This window comes from Ruminiclostridium hungatei (assembly GCF_002051585.1).
GTDB lineage: Bacteria > Bacillota > Clostridia > Acetivibrionales > DSM-1351 > Ruminiclostridium > Ruminiclostridium hungatei.
The window spans coordinates 19621-36555 of sequence record NZ_MZGX01000020.1; the positions used below are offsets into that span (position 1 = coordinate 19621).

Annotated in this window: 14 protein-coding genes, 2 tRNA genes and 1 other RNA gene; 15 read left to right on the forward strand and 2 right to left on the reverse strand. The window is 43.4% G+C overall.

Annotation, left to right across the window (positions count from 1 at the left end):
• Positions 1-165 precede the first annotated feature (165 nt).
• From dnaG to CLHUN_RS14515, 5 genes are all read left to right on the forward strand, one after another.
• Complete coding sequence (gene dnaG / locus CLHUN_RS14495; protein ID WP_080065353.1) at positions 166-1980, forward strand: DNA primase; 1815 nt, start codon at positions 166-168, stop codon at positions 1978-1980.
• Between the two features lie 27 nt (positions 1981-2007).
• On the forward strand, positions 2008-3087 hold the full coding sequence (rpoD, locus tag CLHUN_RS14500; RefSeq protein ID WP_080065354.1) for an RNA polymerase sigma factor RpoD: 1080 nt from the start codon (positions 2008-2010) through the stop codon (positions 3085-3087).
• A gap of 367 nt (positions 3088-3454) precedes the next feature.
• A tRNA-Asn gene (locus CLHUN_RS14505) sits at positions 3455-3530 on the forward strand.
• Positions 3531-3534: 4 nt separating this feature from the next.
• Positions 3535-3611, forward strand: a tRNA-Ile gene (locus CLHUN_RS14510).
• Between the two features lie 541 nt (positions 3612-4152).
• Positions 4153-5259 carry an HD-GYP domain-containing protein gene (locus CLHUN_RS14515; protein WP_080065355.1) on the forward strand — a complete coding sequence of 369 codons (1107 nt, stop codon included), beginning with the start codon at positions 4153-4155 and terminating at the stop codon, positions 5257-5259.
• A 61-nt stretch (positions 5260-5320) separates the two neighbouring features.
• Here CLHUN_RS14515 and CLHUN_RS14520 read toward each other — a convergent pair whose 3' ends face one another.
• Complete coding sequence (locus CLHUN_RS14520; RefSeq protein WP_080065356.1) at positions 5321-5509, reverse strand: hypothetical protein; 189 nt, start codon at positions 5507-5509, stop codon at positions 5321-5323.
• A gap of 103 nt (positions 5510-5612) precedes the next feature.
• Here CLHUN_RS14520 and CLHUN_RS14525 point away from each other — a divergent pair, with 103 nt between their 5' ends.
• The 10 genes from CLHUN_RS14525 (at position 5613) to CLHUN_RS14570 (ending at position 16400) form a co-directional block, all read left to right on the forward strand.
• Positions 5613-6311: a tRNA (adenine(22)-N(1))-methyltransferase gene (locus CLHUN_RS14525; RefSeq protein ID WP_080065357.1), complete on the forward strand. Its 699-nt coding sequence runs from the start codon at positions 5613-5615 to the stop codon at positions 6309-6311.
• Positions 6312-6381: 70 nt separating this feature from the next.
• Entirely contained in the window at positions 6382-7176 is a 795-nt protein-coding gene (locus tag CLHUN_RS14530; protein ID WP_080065358.1) for a Nif3-like dinuclear metal center hexameric protein, read from the forward strand.
• 108 nt (positions 7177-7284) lie between these two features.
• Positions 7285-7704, forward strand: an RNA gene (gene rnpB, locus CLHUN_RS14535) — RNase P RNA component class A.
• A gap of 410 nt (positions 7705-8114) precedes the next feature.
• The gene (locus CLHUN_RS14540) at positions 8115-9272 is read left to right on the forward strand and encodes a diaminopimelate decarboxylase family protein (protein WP_080065359.1); all 1158 of its coding nucleotides are present in this window, start codon (positions 8115-8117) and stop codon (positions 9270-9272) included.
• Positions 9269-10366, forward strand: a complete 1098-nt coding sequence (locus tag CLHUN_RS14545; protein WP_080065360.1) for a hypothetical protein — start codon at positions 9269-9271, stop codon at positions 10364-10366. Before CLHUN_RS14540 ends, CLHUN_RS14545 begins: the two co-directional genes overlap by 4 nt.
• Positions 10367-10377: 11 nt before the next feature.
• Positions 10378-11373: a GNAT family N-acetyltransferase gene (locus tag CLHUN_RS14550; protein WP_080065361.1), complete on the forward strand. Its 996-nt coding sequence runs from the start codon at positions 10378-10380 to the stop codon at positions 11371-11373.
• Positions 11370-12767, forward strand: coding sequence for a B12-binding domain-containing radical SAM protein (locus CLHUN_RS14555; RefSeq protein ID WP_080065362.1), 1398 nt, complete (start codon positions 11370-11372; stop codon positions 12765-12767). Before CLHUN_RS14550 ends, CLHUN_RS14555 begins: the two co-directional genes overlap by 4 nt.
• A complete protein-coding gene (locus CLHUN_RS14560) occupies positions 12760-14079 on the forward strand; it encodes a B12-binding domain-containing radical SAM protein (RefSeq protein ID WP_080065363.1) in 1320 nt (439 codons plus the stop codon). Before CLHUN_RS14555 ends, CLHUN_RS14560 begins: the two co-directional genes overlap by 8 nt.
• 75 nt (positions 14080-14154) lie before the next feature.
• The gene (locus tag CLHUN_RS14565; protein ID WP_080065364.1) at positions 14155-15471 is read left to right on the forward strand and encodes a B12-binding domain-containing radical SAM protein; all 1317 of its coding nucleotides are present in this window, start codon (positions 14155-14157) and stop codon (positions 15469-15471) included.
• Between the two features lie 224 nt (positions 15472-15695).
• Positions 15696-16400 carry a hypothetical protein gene (locus CLHUN_RS14570; RefSeq protein ID WP_080065365.1) on the forward strand — a complete coding sequence of 235 codons (705 nt, stop codon included), beginning with the start codon at positions 15696-15698 and terminating at the stop codon, positions 16398-16400.
• Positions 16401-16427: 27 nt separating this feature from the next.
• Here CLHUN_RS14570 and CLHUN_RS14575 read toward each other — a convergent pair whose 3' ends face one another.
• On the reverse strand, positions 16428-16811 hold the full coding sequence (locus CLHUN_RS14575) for a hypothetical protein (protein ID WP_080065366.1): 384 nt from the start codon (positions 16809-16811) through the stop codon (positions 16428-16430).
• Positions 16812-16935 lie beyond the last annotated feature (124 nt).

The following is a 16935-nucleotide window of genomic DNA, read 5'->3' on the forward strand; positions in this document are numbered from 1 at the left end:
GAACAATTATTAAGTCAATTACTATCGGATATTATCAATAATTCCCTAAAAGTCTGACTCTGACTGTAATTGGCAGTATTTTTGCAATTACAAAATAATTAGCAGTATAAATGTTTATAATATTTGATAAATGATTTATCAAACCAGATTGGAATGTAGTGCATAATGGCTTATTTGTTTCCTGAGGATCTGATTGAGGAAATTCGAGTAAATAATGATATAGTTGAAGTAATCTCCGAATACGTTAAGTTGGATAAAAAGGGAAAGAATTATTTCGGCAGGTGTCCTTTTCACAATGAAAAGACAGCATCCTTTTCAGTTGAGCCTGTGAAGCAGATATTTAACTGTTTCGGGTGCGGCAAGGGCGGGAATGTCATACATTTTATCATGGGAATTGAAAACCTCGATTTCCCGGAAGCATTGAAATTGCTTGCTGACAGAGCCAAAATATCTTTGCCTGACAATAGTTCGGGTGTTCAGGATGATGCACTGGCAAGATTAAAAAAAGAACTTCTTGAAATTAACATAGAAGCTGCACGTTTTTTTCACAACAACCTTATAAACGGTAAAGATAAGGCACCATTGACATATCTGCTGAACCGACGGCTTGAAAGGCAAACAGTCATCAAGTTCGGGCTGGGTTATGCGGCAGACAGTTATGAGGCACTTTACAAACATTTGAGGAACAAGGGTCACAGTGAAAAGGCAATAATAAGCAGCGGCCTTGTTATATTTAAGGAAGAGACAAAAAAGGTTTATGACAGGTTCAGGGGCAGGATAATGTTTCCCATATTTGATATAAGGGGAAATGTCATTGCCTTTGGCGGGAGAGTTATGGATTCGTCACAGCCCAAATATATGAATTCTCCTGAAACTGAAGTATACCACAAAGGTAAACATTTATATGCTATGAATTTTGCCAAGAATGCATGTGCAAAGCAGATTATTTTAGCTGAAGGCTATATGGATGTTATATCCTTACATCAAAGTGGAATAATAAATGCAGTTGCACCTTTAGGTACGGCATTGACTGAGAATCAAGGCAAGCTGCTGAAAAAGTATACTGAGGAGATTGTACTTTCCTTTGATTCTGACAATGCAGGACAAGCTGCAGCAATGAGAAGCCTGGATTTGCTCAATGAGATTGGCTGCAATGTCAAGGTTTTGACGATACCCTCCGGAAAAGATCCGGATGAGTTTATTAAAACCCGTGGTGTTGACGAGTTCAAACGGCTTGTAAGTAAAGCCAGGAATCTTGTGGACTTTAAGCTTGAAATCCTGGACAACAGGATTGACACTACCACAAATGACGGAAAAGTCAAGTTTATTGATAATGCAATGGTTATATTAGATAAAATTGACAATAATGTAGAAAGAGAACTTTACGTCAAGCAGTTGTCCAAGGACTACGGAGTCAGTGAGCAGGCCATATATTCCGAGCTTGCCAGGAAACAGCATCAAAAGGACAAAAGCAACGTAAGGCAGGCAAAAGACACTAATATAATTAAAAAGAACACTGTAAAAAAGGAACGGGTAGTCGAAACTATCGAAGAACGGCTGAACAAGCTGGAACTGATGCTGCTGTCCACAATTTGTCTGGAAAATAATGTGTATTTTCTTATTAAGGATTCTATAGGTATTAACAATATAAAATCCGATGAAATAAGACAAGCCTTCAGTTTTGCAGTGGAAAGAGTTGAAAACAAGTCCGGTATTCTGACCGGAGAAATATTAAATAAGCTTTCACCAGCTCTTGCAGAAAGTTTTGCAAATATTGTTCAATCTCAGAGTGTATTTGAGGACAATAGGAAAGCAGCTTTGGATATTCTCAAAAGAATAGGTTTGCTGAGATTGGAAGCCAGAAAAAATGAGATTATTGAATTAAAAAAGAGATCTGATCTGACAGAAGGAGATGTTGAGTTATTAAATCGGGAATTAAGCAGTATTGTATTGAATATAGCTTTAATGAAGAAAAATTAATAAAAACTAATGAAGGGAGGGGAACTTATGAAGCATAATCAGGAAACCAGAAAGGCAATACTTAAGGATTTGATCGACAAAGGCAAGTCTAAGGGAATGCTCACTTACAAGGAAATAATCGACGCTTTCGAGGAAATAGAACTTGAGCCGGAACATATAGAAAAAATTTATGAAACTCTTGAGAATATGGGCATTGATGTTATCGGGGACATAGAGGCCGAGATGGAAGAAATCCAGATGGCTGATGAAGAACTTGACATCAGTATTCCGGAAGGAATAAGTATTGATGACCCTGTAAGAATGTACCTTAAGGAAATAGGTAAAGTACCCCTTTTGACAGCAGACGAAGAAATTGATCTTGCACACCGCATGGAAAATGGAGATATCGAAGCAAAAAGAAGACTTGCCGAAGCAAATCTCAGATTGGTTGTAAGTATTGCAAAAAGATATGTGGGAAGAGGTATGCAGTTCCTTGATTTGATACAGGAAGGAAATTTGGGTTTGATTAAGGCTGTTGAGAAGTTTGACTACAGAAGGGGCTTCAAATTCAGTACTTATGCTACCTGGTGGATTAGACAGGCCATAACCAGAGCTATTGCCGACCAGGCCAGAACCATACGTATTCCTGTTCATATGGTTGAAACCATAAACAAACTGATCAGAGTTTCAAGACAATTGCTGCAGGAACTTGGAAGAGAGCCGCAGCCCGATGAAATAGCCAAGGAAATAGGTATGTCCGTTGACAAGGTCAGAGAAATAATGAAAATATCACAGGAGCCGGTTTCCCTGGAAACGCCTATTGGTGAAGAGGAAGACAGCCACCTGGGAGATTTTATTCCTGATGATGATGCTCCCGCACCTGCTGAAGCTGCCGCCTTTACTCTGCTTAAGGAACAGCTTATAGATGTTTTGGATACCTTGACTGCCCGTGAAGAAAAGGTACTCAGGCTGAGATTCGGTTTGGACGATGGGCGTGCCAGAACTCTTGAGGAAGTCGGAAAGGAATTCAATGTTACCAGAGAGCGTATCCGTCAGATTGAAGCTAAGGCGTTACGTAAACTGAGACACCCTAGCAGGAGTAAAAAACTAAAGGATTACCTGGATTAGAATTAAAACCATAAACAAGTATAGGAAAAATGAGAGACTCGACAACGGGTCTTTTTGTTTTAAGTACTGTCCAGATATTGTTTTTTATTGGCTGAACTCTCAGGCAGGAAGGCTGCATTTTTATTATGTAAATGTTAGCAACACGTAGCATTGTTAAAAGAATCAATGAAAACAGGTGATAAACCCTCTAAACGGTAAAAAAATAGGTATTTTGATGTTGACCAGGTGACGGTTCGTAAGTATAATATTATTTGTGCTCAGGACGCAGTGCCTTGAAACCCTAATGTATAGAGCAACAGGGCTATTAAAAAGACCGGCGCACCGGCAGAAAAGCTTGTAAAAAGCATTCAGCCGGAAATTAATATATTCCTCAATAGCTCAGTCGGTAGAGCATGCGGCTGTTAACCGCAGGGTCGTAGGTTCAAGTCCTACTTGAGGAGCCACAACGGGCCTTTAGCTCAGTTGGTTAGAGCAACCGGCTCATAACCGGTTGGTCCGGGGTTCGAGTCCCTGAAGGCCCACCAATAAAAAAGAACACTCTTTTGAGTGTTCTTTTTTTATTGGTGGGCCTTTCCTCGCTGCCGCTCGGATAGGGTTTGAATCAAACCCAACAGGGACTCTCAAGCTACAAAGAATGCGCACCGGCATTCTTTGCTGACGCTTTCGTCTGAAGGCCCACAGGGTGTGCAGAGGGGATTCCCCTCGCCGGTTTAAGGAGGGTGCAAAGGGAACCTGGGGTTCCCTAGCGAAGGCAAATTGGGTACTGATTTGTCGGGCCTTTCCTCGCTGCCGCTCGGATAGGGTTTGAATCAAACCCAACAGGGACTCTCAAGCTACAAAGAATGCGCACCGGCATTTTTTGCTGACGCTTTCGTCTGAAGGCCCACTGGGGTGTGCAGAGGGGAAGCCTCCTCGCCGGTTTAAGGAGGGTGCTCAGAAACGCGAAGTGTTTATTGTAATAAAAGAGATATAATAATATATAAAAAATAGAATTTTTTACCGTGCTGTAGTATAATAAAAATCAATAGTAAATGTTCTTCTAATTACACTTCGGAGGAATTATTCATGAGGCATATTTATATTACGGCTCAAAGTTGTGTTGCAGGTATGCTTTTGACTGAAGATATATGTACCCAGGCCGGTGCCTGTCTGATTCCAAAAGGTACATTGATTACTGAAGACCTTGAAAAAAAGGTCAAACGGTTCCGGTTGAAACCCATTCAGGTGGAAATTTATGATGACAGTATTTCTGTGGAAGAAATCAGGGGCTATGATAGAAATATTGATAAAAGACAAATGTCGGCTGAACTGACTACCTCTTATGCAGAGGTGAAACAAGAGGTAAAGGAAGTGCTTGATGCCATAAACTCCGGTAAAAGTCTGGACAGCCGCAATGTTGACCACGCATTGGTTAACATAAGGAAAAATGTGCATGACTCCTTTGACGTTCTTAAATGTATTGATTCCATTCGTACAGTGGACGAATATACATATGCACATTGTGTGAATGTATCCCTGCTGGCCATGACCCTGGCCAAGTGGCTGGGCTATGATGAACAGAGGGTTGAAGAAATCGCAAAAGCCGGTCTTCTGCACGATATTGGCAAGGCCAAAATTGATGCAACTATTCTGAGCAAAAAGGACAGTCTGTCGCCGGAGGAATTTGAAGAAATCAAAAACCATACTACCTATGGCTACCGTATGGTTGAAAACATGTTTGACATAAGCAAGGGAATAAAGATGGCTGTTCTGATGCATCACGAGAGAATGGACGGAACAGGCTATCCCCTGGGAGCAAGAGAGAATCAGATTCATCAGTATGCAAAGGTTCTTGCCATTGCGGATGTGTACGATGCCATGACCTCGGACAAGGTTTACAAGAAACGGAAATCAGTGTTTGAAGTGCTGAGGTACATGCAGAATGAAATGGCAAATATCCTGGACCGTATTATGCTGAATGTGTTTATAGAGAGAATAGTCTGCCATTACATAGGTGATTATGTAATGCTCAATACCGGTGAAATAGGTGAACTTGTGCATGTTAACCCGCTTTACCCGCTGAAGCCGATTGTAAAGGTTCAGAACATCTTTCTGGATCTGTTCTATGAGAAGGATACCGAGCTCAGCGAGCTGCTATGGGATTACAGCAAATATATGTTTACGGAAGCATAGCTGCCACCAGGCAGCATAAAGTCAATTACGGTTGAAAGCGTCGTCTGTCAGGTGGATGGCTTTATATTCTTTCCCGCCTGACGGGTTTTCCCGTGAAATCCACGCTGGATTCTTCCTCCTGCAGTTCTGCTGAGGTGCTGCTCAGTGCAGAGACCTCGGGGTTTATTCCCAGGACAGCTCTGCCGAAAATGCCGCTGGATATGGGTTTTTCTATGTCATGTACCTTGTTTGTCCTTTTATAGGGTGACATTTATCTCATTCCTTTCTTTTGTATTGATAATCCATTAATATTATGTGTATAATTTTACTTGTCGATACATCGAAAGCAGAAAAAATCAATTCTGGAGGAAATTTTGGGCTTGGAGCTTAAGGGAAGGTTGAAACTGATTTCGGATAAGGTTCCCCAATGCGGAACAGTTGCAGATATTGGAACAGACCACGCGTATATACCCGTTTATCTGGTTCAGCAGGAAAGATGCCGAAGGGCCGTAGCATCGGATGTAAGGCCGGGGCCTGTCAGGGTTGCGGATAGAAATATTTCAAAATACAGGCTTTCGCACAGGATTGAAACCAGGCTGGGAAGCGGTCTTGAAACTCTGGAAGAAAGTGAAGCAGATGCCATAATTATTGCGGGAATGGGTGGAACACTCCTGGCGGGACTGCTGGAGGCAGGCGCCGAAAAAATAGGCGGCAGGGCGGTGCTTGTACTGCAGCCTATGAACGATTTGGACATTGTCAGGAAGTGGCTTTATGACCACAAATTTGACATATATGACGAGGAACTGGCGGCTGAGGGAAATAAAATATATTGTGTTATGGCTGCTGGCTATACCGGGCAGAATAAAAACTATGAGGATTTTCAACTGCATGTGGGAGAATGCTTGATAAAGAAGCGTGACCCTCTGCTGGTGCCATACTGCGAAATGAAAATCAGACAGCTTGAAAGGGTGCTGGCACAGTTGGCCCGCATGGAGGATAACGAACGGCTGAGAGACTTCCATGAGAGACTCAAGGGTGAATATACCAGGCTTGTGGGGCTGCTGAAACCTTAAGCCGCAGCGATTAAATACAGGGTTTGGATAAAGCCTGGAGGCAGGCATATTATTTATAAGGAGAAATTAGATGAAGGTCGGTGAAATACTGGAATATATTAATGAACTGGCGCCCTGGGGATATGCCGAGAGCTGGGATAATGTAGGCCTTATGCTGGGAAGCAGGCAAAGTCAGGTCAACAGGATTCTCCTCTCCATGGATGTGACTTCAAAGGTGATAAAGGAGGCTGTTGACTGTGGTGCGGAGCTTATAGTATCACATCATCCCTTTTTCTTCGGCAAGCTGAACAGGCTGGATTTTGACACAATGAAGGGCAGACAGGTTCAGACACTGGTTACAAGAAACATAAGTGTCATAAGTGCACATACAAATCTGGATGTCGCTGAAGGGGGAGTAAACGACACTCTGGCGGAAACAATAGGTCTTGTTGATCCGGAGCCTCTTAAACCGTATAGTCCGTCAGGCTCGAAGGTGGACCTGGGGCTGGGCAAGGTTGGAACCCTCAAGCACGAAACGGAATTCAGCAGTTTCCTGGCTTCAGTGAAGGCGGGGCTGAATATCGGCAGCCTCAGAATAATAGGTGCCCAACCTGAAAAAGTGCAGAAGGTAGGGGTGTTTTGCGGCAGCTTTGATGTGGAACTGGAATATTTGAAAGGCCTGGGTCTTGATGCGGTAATAACAGGAGATATTAAGTATCATACTGCTGCTGATGCACGGGAAATGGGTATTTGTATTTTGGATGTAGGGCATTTCGCATCTGAGCATGTAATTCTGGAAGAGCTGAGAAAAAAGCTGTCCGGGAGATTTGAAGCAGTTGAGGCGGTATGCAGTAAAATGGAAAGCGACCCATTTATTTTTGCTTGACATATGAAGAGGCAGCATCTATAATAAGTTGTCCAAGGACATTTGGATAAAAATTTATGATATTGTATAAATTTTATAGGTCTTAAGAAAATAAATTTAATTTAATAATGAGTAAGCCAGATGATCGCAGGTGCAGCCTGAAAAGGCGTACATGAGGAAAGTCCGGGCTCCACAGGGCAAGGGTGCCGGGTAACTCCCGGTGAAGGTGACTTTAAGGAAAGTGCAACAGAGATATACCGCCTGTGGTTTGCAGTTGTGAGAGGCTATGGAATGTAGCTGGATGTGGAGAAATATTGACCATAACCTGTCACAACTGACAAACCATATGGTAAGGGTGGAAAGGTGAGGTAAGAGCTCACCAGCGGCATGGCGACTTGCCGGCTATGTAAACCCCACCTGGAGCAACGCCGCGGAGGGACGCAATGACTGCCCGTCAGTCCCGGGGAGGTGGCTTGAGCATTGCAGAAATGCAGTGCCTAGATAGATGATCATTTAATACAGAACCCGGCTTATAGACTTACTCATTTTTATACATCAAAACCACTTGCTTATTTTGCGGGTGGTTTTGTTTTTAGCAAAAATGCAATATATAATATACAATTAGAAAACGGCCTATAGAAAGTTCATCTTTCATAGCAGATGAAAGTTTACGGGAGCTAGGGCTGTATAAAAAGCACTGACACAACAATAAAACCGAATACCGCTTTTCTTGACTGTTTTATGGATAAAATGGTATAATTGCCCCGTAAAGCTTCGTTTATTTTGTTGAAAAATGTTGCCATATAGGAGTCGCCAAAGCAGCTCCGGAACAAATAAAACAGGCAGAAAACAGAGTGGTTTTAACCAGTCTGTCTTGTTTTTGTCTATTTATAGTAGTTTACCATATATATAAAAGATATAAAAAAGCAATTTAATAAAATATTTCAAGGAGCTCCATAATGCAGAAGCTACATATTTCCGAATCTGTAATAAACGCTGTAAATGAGCATTTTGTCACAAGTCAGGCGCCAATCTATGTATATGACACTTTGAAAATTCGTTCAAATTGCCGTTCCTTTATGAAAATCCCCTATCATACGAAAGCAATTCACTTTGCTACCATGGCAAATATAAACCCCACATTTCTGAGAATTATTCGTGACGAAGGAATACAGGTGTTTGTAAATTCCATTCCTCATATGCAACAGGTGCTGGAGGCCGGCTATACCGGCAGCGAAATAATTTTTACGGCGTCAGCCATGAATGAGGAAGCCATGAAAGCGGTTCTGGAGTGCGGAGCTTCCGTCAATCTGGATTCCCTGAAGCAGATAGCAGACTGGGAGAAGGTGTCCGGAGGAAGGGGTTTTGGTATCCGCTGCAATATAGGAAATCTGGTAAAGCCCAGAAAGACACGGGCGGGTTATTTTCTGGGCAAAACCAGCCGTTTGGGTCTTTCCATACAGGAAATGAAATCACTCAAAGGAAATCCCCGGGTAAAAGGACTCCATTTATATGTTGGCACCGATATAATGGAAATTGATTATTTTCTAGAATGTTACCGTAAATTAGGTGAATTTATAAAGTGGTATCCGGAGCTTGAATACCTGGATGTTGGAGGCGGCTTTGGAATCGAGGATATAAATCTTTCAGAGGAATTTGATTTGAAGACATATGGGCAAAAGGTGAGCTCATATATGGAGGAGTTGTGCAGCGTACTAAACCGGCCTGTAAATCTAATACTTGAACCGGGACGTATTCTTGGGGGCAAAGCCGGATACTTTGCCTGCAGCGTGGTTGATGTGAAGTTAAGGCAGAAAAAGCAGTTGATTGGAGTCAATGCTTCTGTTTCTCAGTTTCCGCGGCCTCTGTTTTATCCGGATACGGCCGTTCATCCTGTGGCTGTGCTGGACTCCAACGGAGGGCAAAAGGACGTGGGAGAAATAAAAAGCCTGATACATGGCTGTTCAACCTATTCCCGTGATTTGCTTGCAAAAAATATTGACCTTGGAAGGGTGGAAGGAAAGGACATAATTGTTTTTGGACATGCCGGCTCATATTGTGCCTCCTCCTACACAGAATTTCTGGGGTTCCGGAAGCCGGAGGAGCTATTTGTATGATATTCACCGATGTTTCCACTCCCAGTCAGTATAAAGCATTTTATTCCGTTGCCTCAGAGCTCTATAAAAACAATGCATATTACAGGGATACGGAGCATGATGTGGTTTCCATGCTGGTTGAAAAGAAATCTGTATTTTTTCGTCATGCTGCCCTTATTCCGGTATTGATTACGGAGGATACGGGAGAAAGAGTACTTGGACGTTTTTGCATGGTATTGGACCAACAGCAGCCTGACATGGTTCAGATAGCTTTTTTTGAAGCCCTGCCGGGAATTCCGGGACTGGGTGAGCAGATTTTCCTTGAGAGCAAAAAACGATTCCCCGGCTGCAGCAGGCTGGTAGTGGGCTTAAATGCCCACCTGAACTATGGAGCAGGTTTTTTGTGCTCCCGCTTTGATGAAGCGCCGGTTTTTGGCTTGCCCTATACAATGCAGTATTATATGGATTATTTCAAGGATTATGAATGTAAAAGGATGTTTTCCTTCCGCTACCCTACCCAGCCCTTTTTTGAATACTACAGCCGCAGGAAACCCCATCCCTCCTCTGAAAATATAAAAGTCAGGACCATGAGGAAAAGGAAGCTGAAGGAGGAGGTAGCCATATACACATACCTCAATAATGCCAGCTTCCAGAACCATATTTACTGGTCGGACAGAACCGAAGAGGAGGATTACGAGCTTTTCAAACCCTTCGGCCCTCTGCTGGACGAGGAGAATCTCCTGATTGCCGAGATTGATGGAAATCCTGCGGGGTTTTTACTCTGGTATCCTGATTTCAACCAGTTGGTAAAGGGCAGCAGGCATATAGGAACGCTGGAATGGCTTCGCTTCAGGCTTTTTAATCCCATTGACACCTTCAGGTTTACCGAGTTTGGCGTTCATCCCCGGTACCGCAATTCCAGGGTGGTGGATGAGATGATAAGAAAGCTTTCGGAAATAATCCAACAAACCCCATATAAAATGCTGGAAGGCGGATTTATTTTTGAAGAAAATGCCTCCAGTATTGCAGTTTCCCTTCGGTATGGACTGAGGTCCATGAGAAAAGCTCTGGAGCCCTACAGGGAATATGCCGTATTTGAACGGCAACTGCTGTGAAAGGAAAAAGTATGATTGAAATCTTCAACAGCGCAGGAGATATTCCCCAGGAGTGGGATCAGCTTGCTCTGGAGTACTTTCAGACAAGGGAATTTCTTATACACGCCCAGGAATATAATCCCTGCGGACAGAGCTATTATGTTATGAAAAGGGAGGGCGTCATAGTGGCCGGTGCTGTGGTTTACACCCTGGCTCCGGATTTGCTGACCTACCTGAAAATAAAAAGCCCGGTAAAAATGAGGATTTGCGGTATTCCATGCTCGGTTTCCGCTTCCGGGCTTTTGGGAAAATGCGCAATGGAGCTGCTGCCTGCCATATTTGAGCGGGAGAGGGGACTGAAGCTGTTCCTCAACCTGGACCATAAGCCGGAATCGGGGCAGGCCACCGGACATACGCTTCCTACAATAGTTGTTCATACTCCCTTTAAAGCAATGCAGGAGTATGAAAGGGCCATGAGATACGAATACAGACGCCGGTATAAAAAGGCAAGGTCAGTCTTCAGAGATGTCAAGACAGAGGTTGCCGGCTGCGGAGCTTTTGGAGAGGCTGAACACAGGCTGTACCTGAATGTGCTGAACAGAAGCAAGGGAAAGCTGGAGACCCTGTCCTGCGCGTTTTTTTCAAAGCTTCCCCCTGCTTTCAGGCTGACCCGCTTTTATGCGGAAGGCAAACTGCTGGGCTGGCACATTACTCTTCTTTACCGGCGTACAATGTATTTTTTTCTGGGAGGCATAGAGTACAGCCTTAACAATGAATATGAGACCTACTTTAATATACTGTATGACATAATTGAGAAGGGGATAGAAAGCGGGGCGGAATATGTTGAGCTGGGTCAGACCGCCGAGATTCCCAAGCTCAGAACCGGAGGAAGCATAGTGGAAAAGTATATGCTGGCCCAGCATTCCTCCCCGATTTTCAGCAAAGTAATCAAGCTGGCAGGAGGTATTCTTGAGTACAGGTGCAAATTTCCCCGGAACCGGGTTTTCAAGGAGGAAACTGACGTATGACTTTTAACACTGATGCCAGGGAGCTGAAGGTTCTGCTGGTAAGGCCCGGGCCCCATGCAGAAACTATCGGTCTTCAATATGTTATGAAGGTAGAACCCCTGGAACTGGAAGTTCTTGCCGCGGTCCTGCCTGAGAACTGCTGCCCTGTTATTGCGGACATGATTATGGAGAAGGCCTCAATTGAAGAAATCATACATAGGGAAAAACCTCAGGTTGTGTGTGTGACGGGCTATATTACAAATGTTCCGGAAATGCTGGAATACTGCAGGCTTGCAAAGGTCTTTAATTCCGGAATTGTTACCATCTGCGGCGGTGTTCACTGTGAGGTTTGTCCCGAAGACCTTGAGAGCCCCTATGTGGATTTCAGGGTTATCAGAGAAACAATTACAAGCTTTAGAAAGCTTTTTGGCCATATTCAGGGTTCGGGTCCCAAGCCCGAGGGAGTGCTGGGTATAAAGGAGACTTCAGGCCTGCCCCTGGCGGCTGTTGACCCGGCTTCTTATCCGGTGTTCCCAAGGCGTGACCTTACTGAGAAATACAGGGATAAATATTTCTATATTTTCCACCACCCGGTGGCTCTTTTAAAAACAGCCTTTGGCTGTCCCTACTCCTGCAATTTCTGTTTCTGCAGAAAAATAACGGGAGGCAGGTATGCCGAAAGGGCTCTGGAACAGGTAATAGCAGAAATTGAAAGCATTGCCGAGGAACATATCTATATTGTGGACGATGACTTTCTTTTTAGCCGGGAAAGGCTTACGGGTTTTATAGAGGCGCTCAGGGAAAGAAAAATAAGAAAGACCTTTCTTGTTTATGGCCGGGCGGATTTTATTGCAAAAAATCCTGATATCATCAAAAGCTTCCGGGAGGTTGGTCTGAAAACAGTGATAGTGGGAATTGAGTCGGTTTTTGAACAGGAGCTGGCCGCCTACTCCAAAAACACCTCCCTTGAAATCAACCGGGAAGCCATACGGGTGCTTAAGGAGAATAGCGTAGACTGTTTTGCCACCGTCATACTGTCGCCGGACTGGGGCCGGGAGGAATTCGTGGAGTGCGGAAGACAGCTCAGGGATATGGGTATAACTTATGTAAATCTTCAGCCCTTTACCCCTCTGCCTGGGACGGATATAAGAATTCCTGACAGTGAGGTGACTGTCTCCCGGCAGGATTACCACAAGTGGGATTTGGCCCATGTCACGGTAAGGCCCAAAAAGCTTTCGGAAAGGGAATATTACGGAGAGATAATAAGATTGTACCGGCGGATTCTGTTCCGGCCGGGAACAATTTTTGGATATATAAGGACGTATCCAATAAAAATGCTGCTGAAAATGCTTTTGGGCAGTACTATGGTTTACAGGCAGTACAGACAAAAAATGAAGGAGGCGGGACATGCCTGAGATATTGTTTATCCAACCCACACAGATAACCGGAAGCGGAGAAATATGCAAGCAGGACCGCCTGTACCTTCCCAGCCTGTCCCATCCCTTTCTGGCGGCGTATGCGCCGAAACACTGGAAGGTGCGCATTCAATGCGAGGTAATAGAAGAGATTGATTATAATACCAGCGCCGATATTATAGGAATTGGAAGTATGGGATATGCGGCGCTTCACGGCCTTGAGATAGCCCGTGAATTTAAGAAAAGAGGAAAAACCGTCATCATGGGGGGCTATATGGTGTCCCTGGCCCATGAATATGCCTCCGGGCAGGTGGACAGCATAACCATCGGGGATGGAGAGATTTCCTTCCCACAGGTGCTGAGGGATTTTGAAAACGGCGAGCTTAAGCCCATCTATAGAAACCCCGTGGATAATCTGAATAATCTTCCCATTCCGCGATATGACCTGCTGATGGAAAAGCCCATCGGCTCCATGCTGCCCGTTCAGGCAGGCCGCGGCTGTCCCCACAGTTGTTCTTTTTGTTCCATAGCCTGCTTGTACCGGCAAAGGTATATGGTTCGCCCAATACCCGAAATAATCCGCGATATTTCAGCCATACGGGATATGGGTATGAAGGAATTTTATATGATTGACGACAATATTATTGGAAATCCTGCCTTCTTCGAGGAGCTGTGCCTTGCCATAAAGCCTCTGAAAATGCGGTGGAGCAGCCAATGCTCAATACAGATCGCCAAAAACGAAAAGCTCCTGAAGCTGGCTGCCGATGCCGGTGTATCCATGCTTAGCTTCGGGCTGGAAAGCATAACACAGGAGGGTATTGACCGCCTGGGTAAGCCGTGGCTGAGAGTGGAGGAGCATCTGACACTCATAGAAAAGATTCATAAGGCGGGAATTCTTGTGTCCAGCGAAATGATAGCCGGAACAGACAGCGATACCACAGGCAGCCTGGAGGAAACCGCCCGTTTTGTGGAGAAAGCCCGCATAGCCATTCCAAGGTTCTACATACTTACACCCATACCCTCTACTCCTTTATTTAATGAATTTAAGGAGGAGGGCAGGCTGCTGACGGAGGATATTTCAAATTTCGACGGCACAAAGCCTGTATACAAGCCGGCAAATATGGAGCCGGAAGAGCTGGAGGATGCCTACTGGAAACTGAACAATGAGGTTTTCAGCATAGCATGCATAATCCGCAGGACCCTGTTTCATCCAAACTTCCGCAGGAAGCCCCTGCTTTATATTTTCGCGTTTTTCGTCAACCTTCACTACCGCTCATATATAAAGCGTAAAATCCCTCCAAATATTTTCTAAGGGAAAATAACATGTCAGTGTCACCGTCTGCTGCCGACCTTTATTTTAAGCGGCGGCCCACATAAAGGAGAGCTTATGAAAGTACTGCTGGTTCGGCCTAAATATTCATCCATACTTGTAAATCTTGAGCCGCTGGGTCTGGAATATGTAGGCGGTATGCTTAACGGGATAAATATATATTATGAGATTTTTGACGCATTCAATATGGTGAGCCTGTTTCTGTTTGAGAGGCTGGTTCACAAAATATCAAGCCAGGGCTTTACACATATAGGCTTTCATGTCAATGCCAATTCTGTGGATTACTGTCTGGATACGGCCAGAAGGCTGAAGAAAAAACTTCCCCATTTGAAAATACTTATGGGGGGACCCCATGTGGAGCTGAACTACAAGGATTTCTGCATTGAGGAGGTGGACTATGTCTGCTATGACAACGGATTGGAATCACTTGAGCGCTGCTATAAGGAAAATTTTAAAATAGAAATTCTCAAAAATGCAAACGGAATTGCATACAGGGAGGGCTCGGGCAAATGGGTCTTTCGAGAGAAATCTCCTGCAATCTGCAGATATCATGTCAAGCCTGACAGGAGGGAATTTTACAAAGGGCTCAGAAAAAACTTCATCCTGTGCAAGGGCAGCTATGCAATTGTCAGAGGCTCCTTCTCCTGTCCCTATAATTGCAGCTTCTGCTACTGTACCAGAATGAACAACGGTCAGTACACCGAGAGGGATATGGAGGAGCTGCTTGAGGAAATACGGGAGATTGAACATAAGAACATTTGGATTATGGATGACGATTTCCTTATAAATACAGAGAGGGTAAGGGCTTTCTGCAATAAAATCATAGACGGAGAAATTCAAAAGAAGCTGATGATTTATGGCAGAGCCGACAGCATCGTAAGAAATAAAGAAATAATGCCTCTTTTGTACCGGGCGGGAGTACGTGACATAATGGTCGGGCTGGAAGCCGTGACAGACAAGCTGCTGGACGTCTACAACAAGGAAACCACCCGTAATATAAATGAAGAGGCCATAGAAATACTAAGAGAGAATAACATAGTCTGCAATGGCCTGTTTGTCCTCAGCCATGAGTCCAACCGCAAATATTTCAAGGAGCTGGTTAGCTTCATAAGGAAGAAGAAGCTCCTATGGGTGGTTTTCGGAATTTTTACCCCCTATAAGGGGACAGCAGCATATGAAGAATATGAGGCACAGGTGAAGCACCTGCCTTCAAAAAAGATGGATGGGGCGCATATTACCGTAAAGCCTCTGCATATGAGCTCCTTTGAGTTTAAAATGCGCTTTTATCTGCTGCACCTGCTTTTTTATCCCAGGCTTTTTATCAGGTCATGGAGGAAAAGTGCGTATGAGACCCGGAATGACGGGTGGTTTTGATAAGTAGGATATAATTTACACCTCAAACGTATGATGTTGATGCAGTAAATAGAGGCTGGCCATCATGGTAAATTTATTTTAGTTGGAGGTGTTTAAAAAAGAGTAAAGATTGAGCACTCACGCTCTGTATTTTGTTGCGTATCGAATCCATATAACTTATAACAAAATAATTGCTCAAAGCAACCCTTCTTCATTGCATTGAGCCAGCGAAAGGAATTAATTATATGAAAATTAAAAAAAGGATAATACTTTCTTTATTGGCTGTAGCATTAATTCTTGTATCTGCTTTTATATTTCTTAATCAAAGACCTATTGAGGTTTTTTCAGACATATCCTCTGGCAATATTTCGCGTGCCTCATCAACTGACAACACCAATAATACAGATAATGAACCAACAAAAATAATGTCCTATGCATCATATGCATATTACAAAAATGGTGAAGAGCTTGCAACAATAGCTGATTTAATATTCATTGGAAGGGTTGTTAAGGTAAATGCTCCCGAGGAACTTCAAATAGGAGACTCAACGAAAGACATTTATACTGTATCAGAATTCCGCGTGGAAAAAGTTATAAAAGGTAATATAAATAAAGGTGACATTATTAAAGTTAAGCAAATTGGTGGTTTATATAACGGATTTCTCCGTATTGAGAAAGGAATTGAATTTTTTAAGGATGGAGAGAACAGACTTCTATTCTTAGAAACTTTTGATAGTGATGAATATAAATATAAGACTCCTGCCTCTCCAATAAATCCCCAGCAGGGCAGTATGCTCATAGTGAATGGTAAAACCAGAAAAAGCAATGACTTTCAGATAATTAACGACAGCGTGCCAGAAGACTCTGTTGTTGATGCAATAAAAAAAGAAATCAAAAATATTAAAGACGAAAAAGCAGAAGCGGCTACTTCCACTGAAACCGGGAAATAATCAGTACCCAAATAGTCCGGATTCACATTAACCCGGCTTCCTGAAGGGGCTGTTATTATACAAAAGAACAGTTACAAAGTAATAAATGAAGGTTACTGTAGCCGCTGAAAAGGAAACTAAAACTCTGATCAGCAAAGAATAAATGTCCAGAAAAATAAGAGAAGAAATAAAAGCTATTATTGAAAAGTATGCTACAATAGCTGCTTTCAGCCTGAAATTTCCCAAATAGCAATATATAAAATGAATGCACAGCCAGCACAGAATAAAATAACAGGGCAGGAAAACAGCTATTGTGGTAAAGTCGGTAAATAACGGCATGGAAATATCTGAATAACCATAGCAGGGCCAATACTCCGCAATGCCCCAGATGGCTGAAATTGCTGTTATAATAACCCAAACAATATAAAGCATTATAAACCCTTTTAAGCCCCTTCTTAACCCCCTTTTCTCTTCATAAAGCCACTAATTATAAAGCCATTAATTCAATATCTGATATTCATATTTTTTCACAAAATGGCTGTATTGTAAATATATA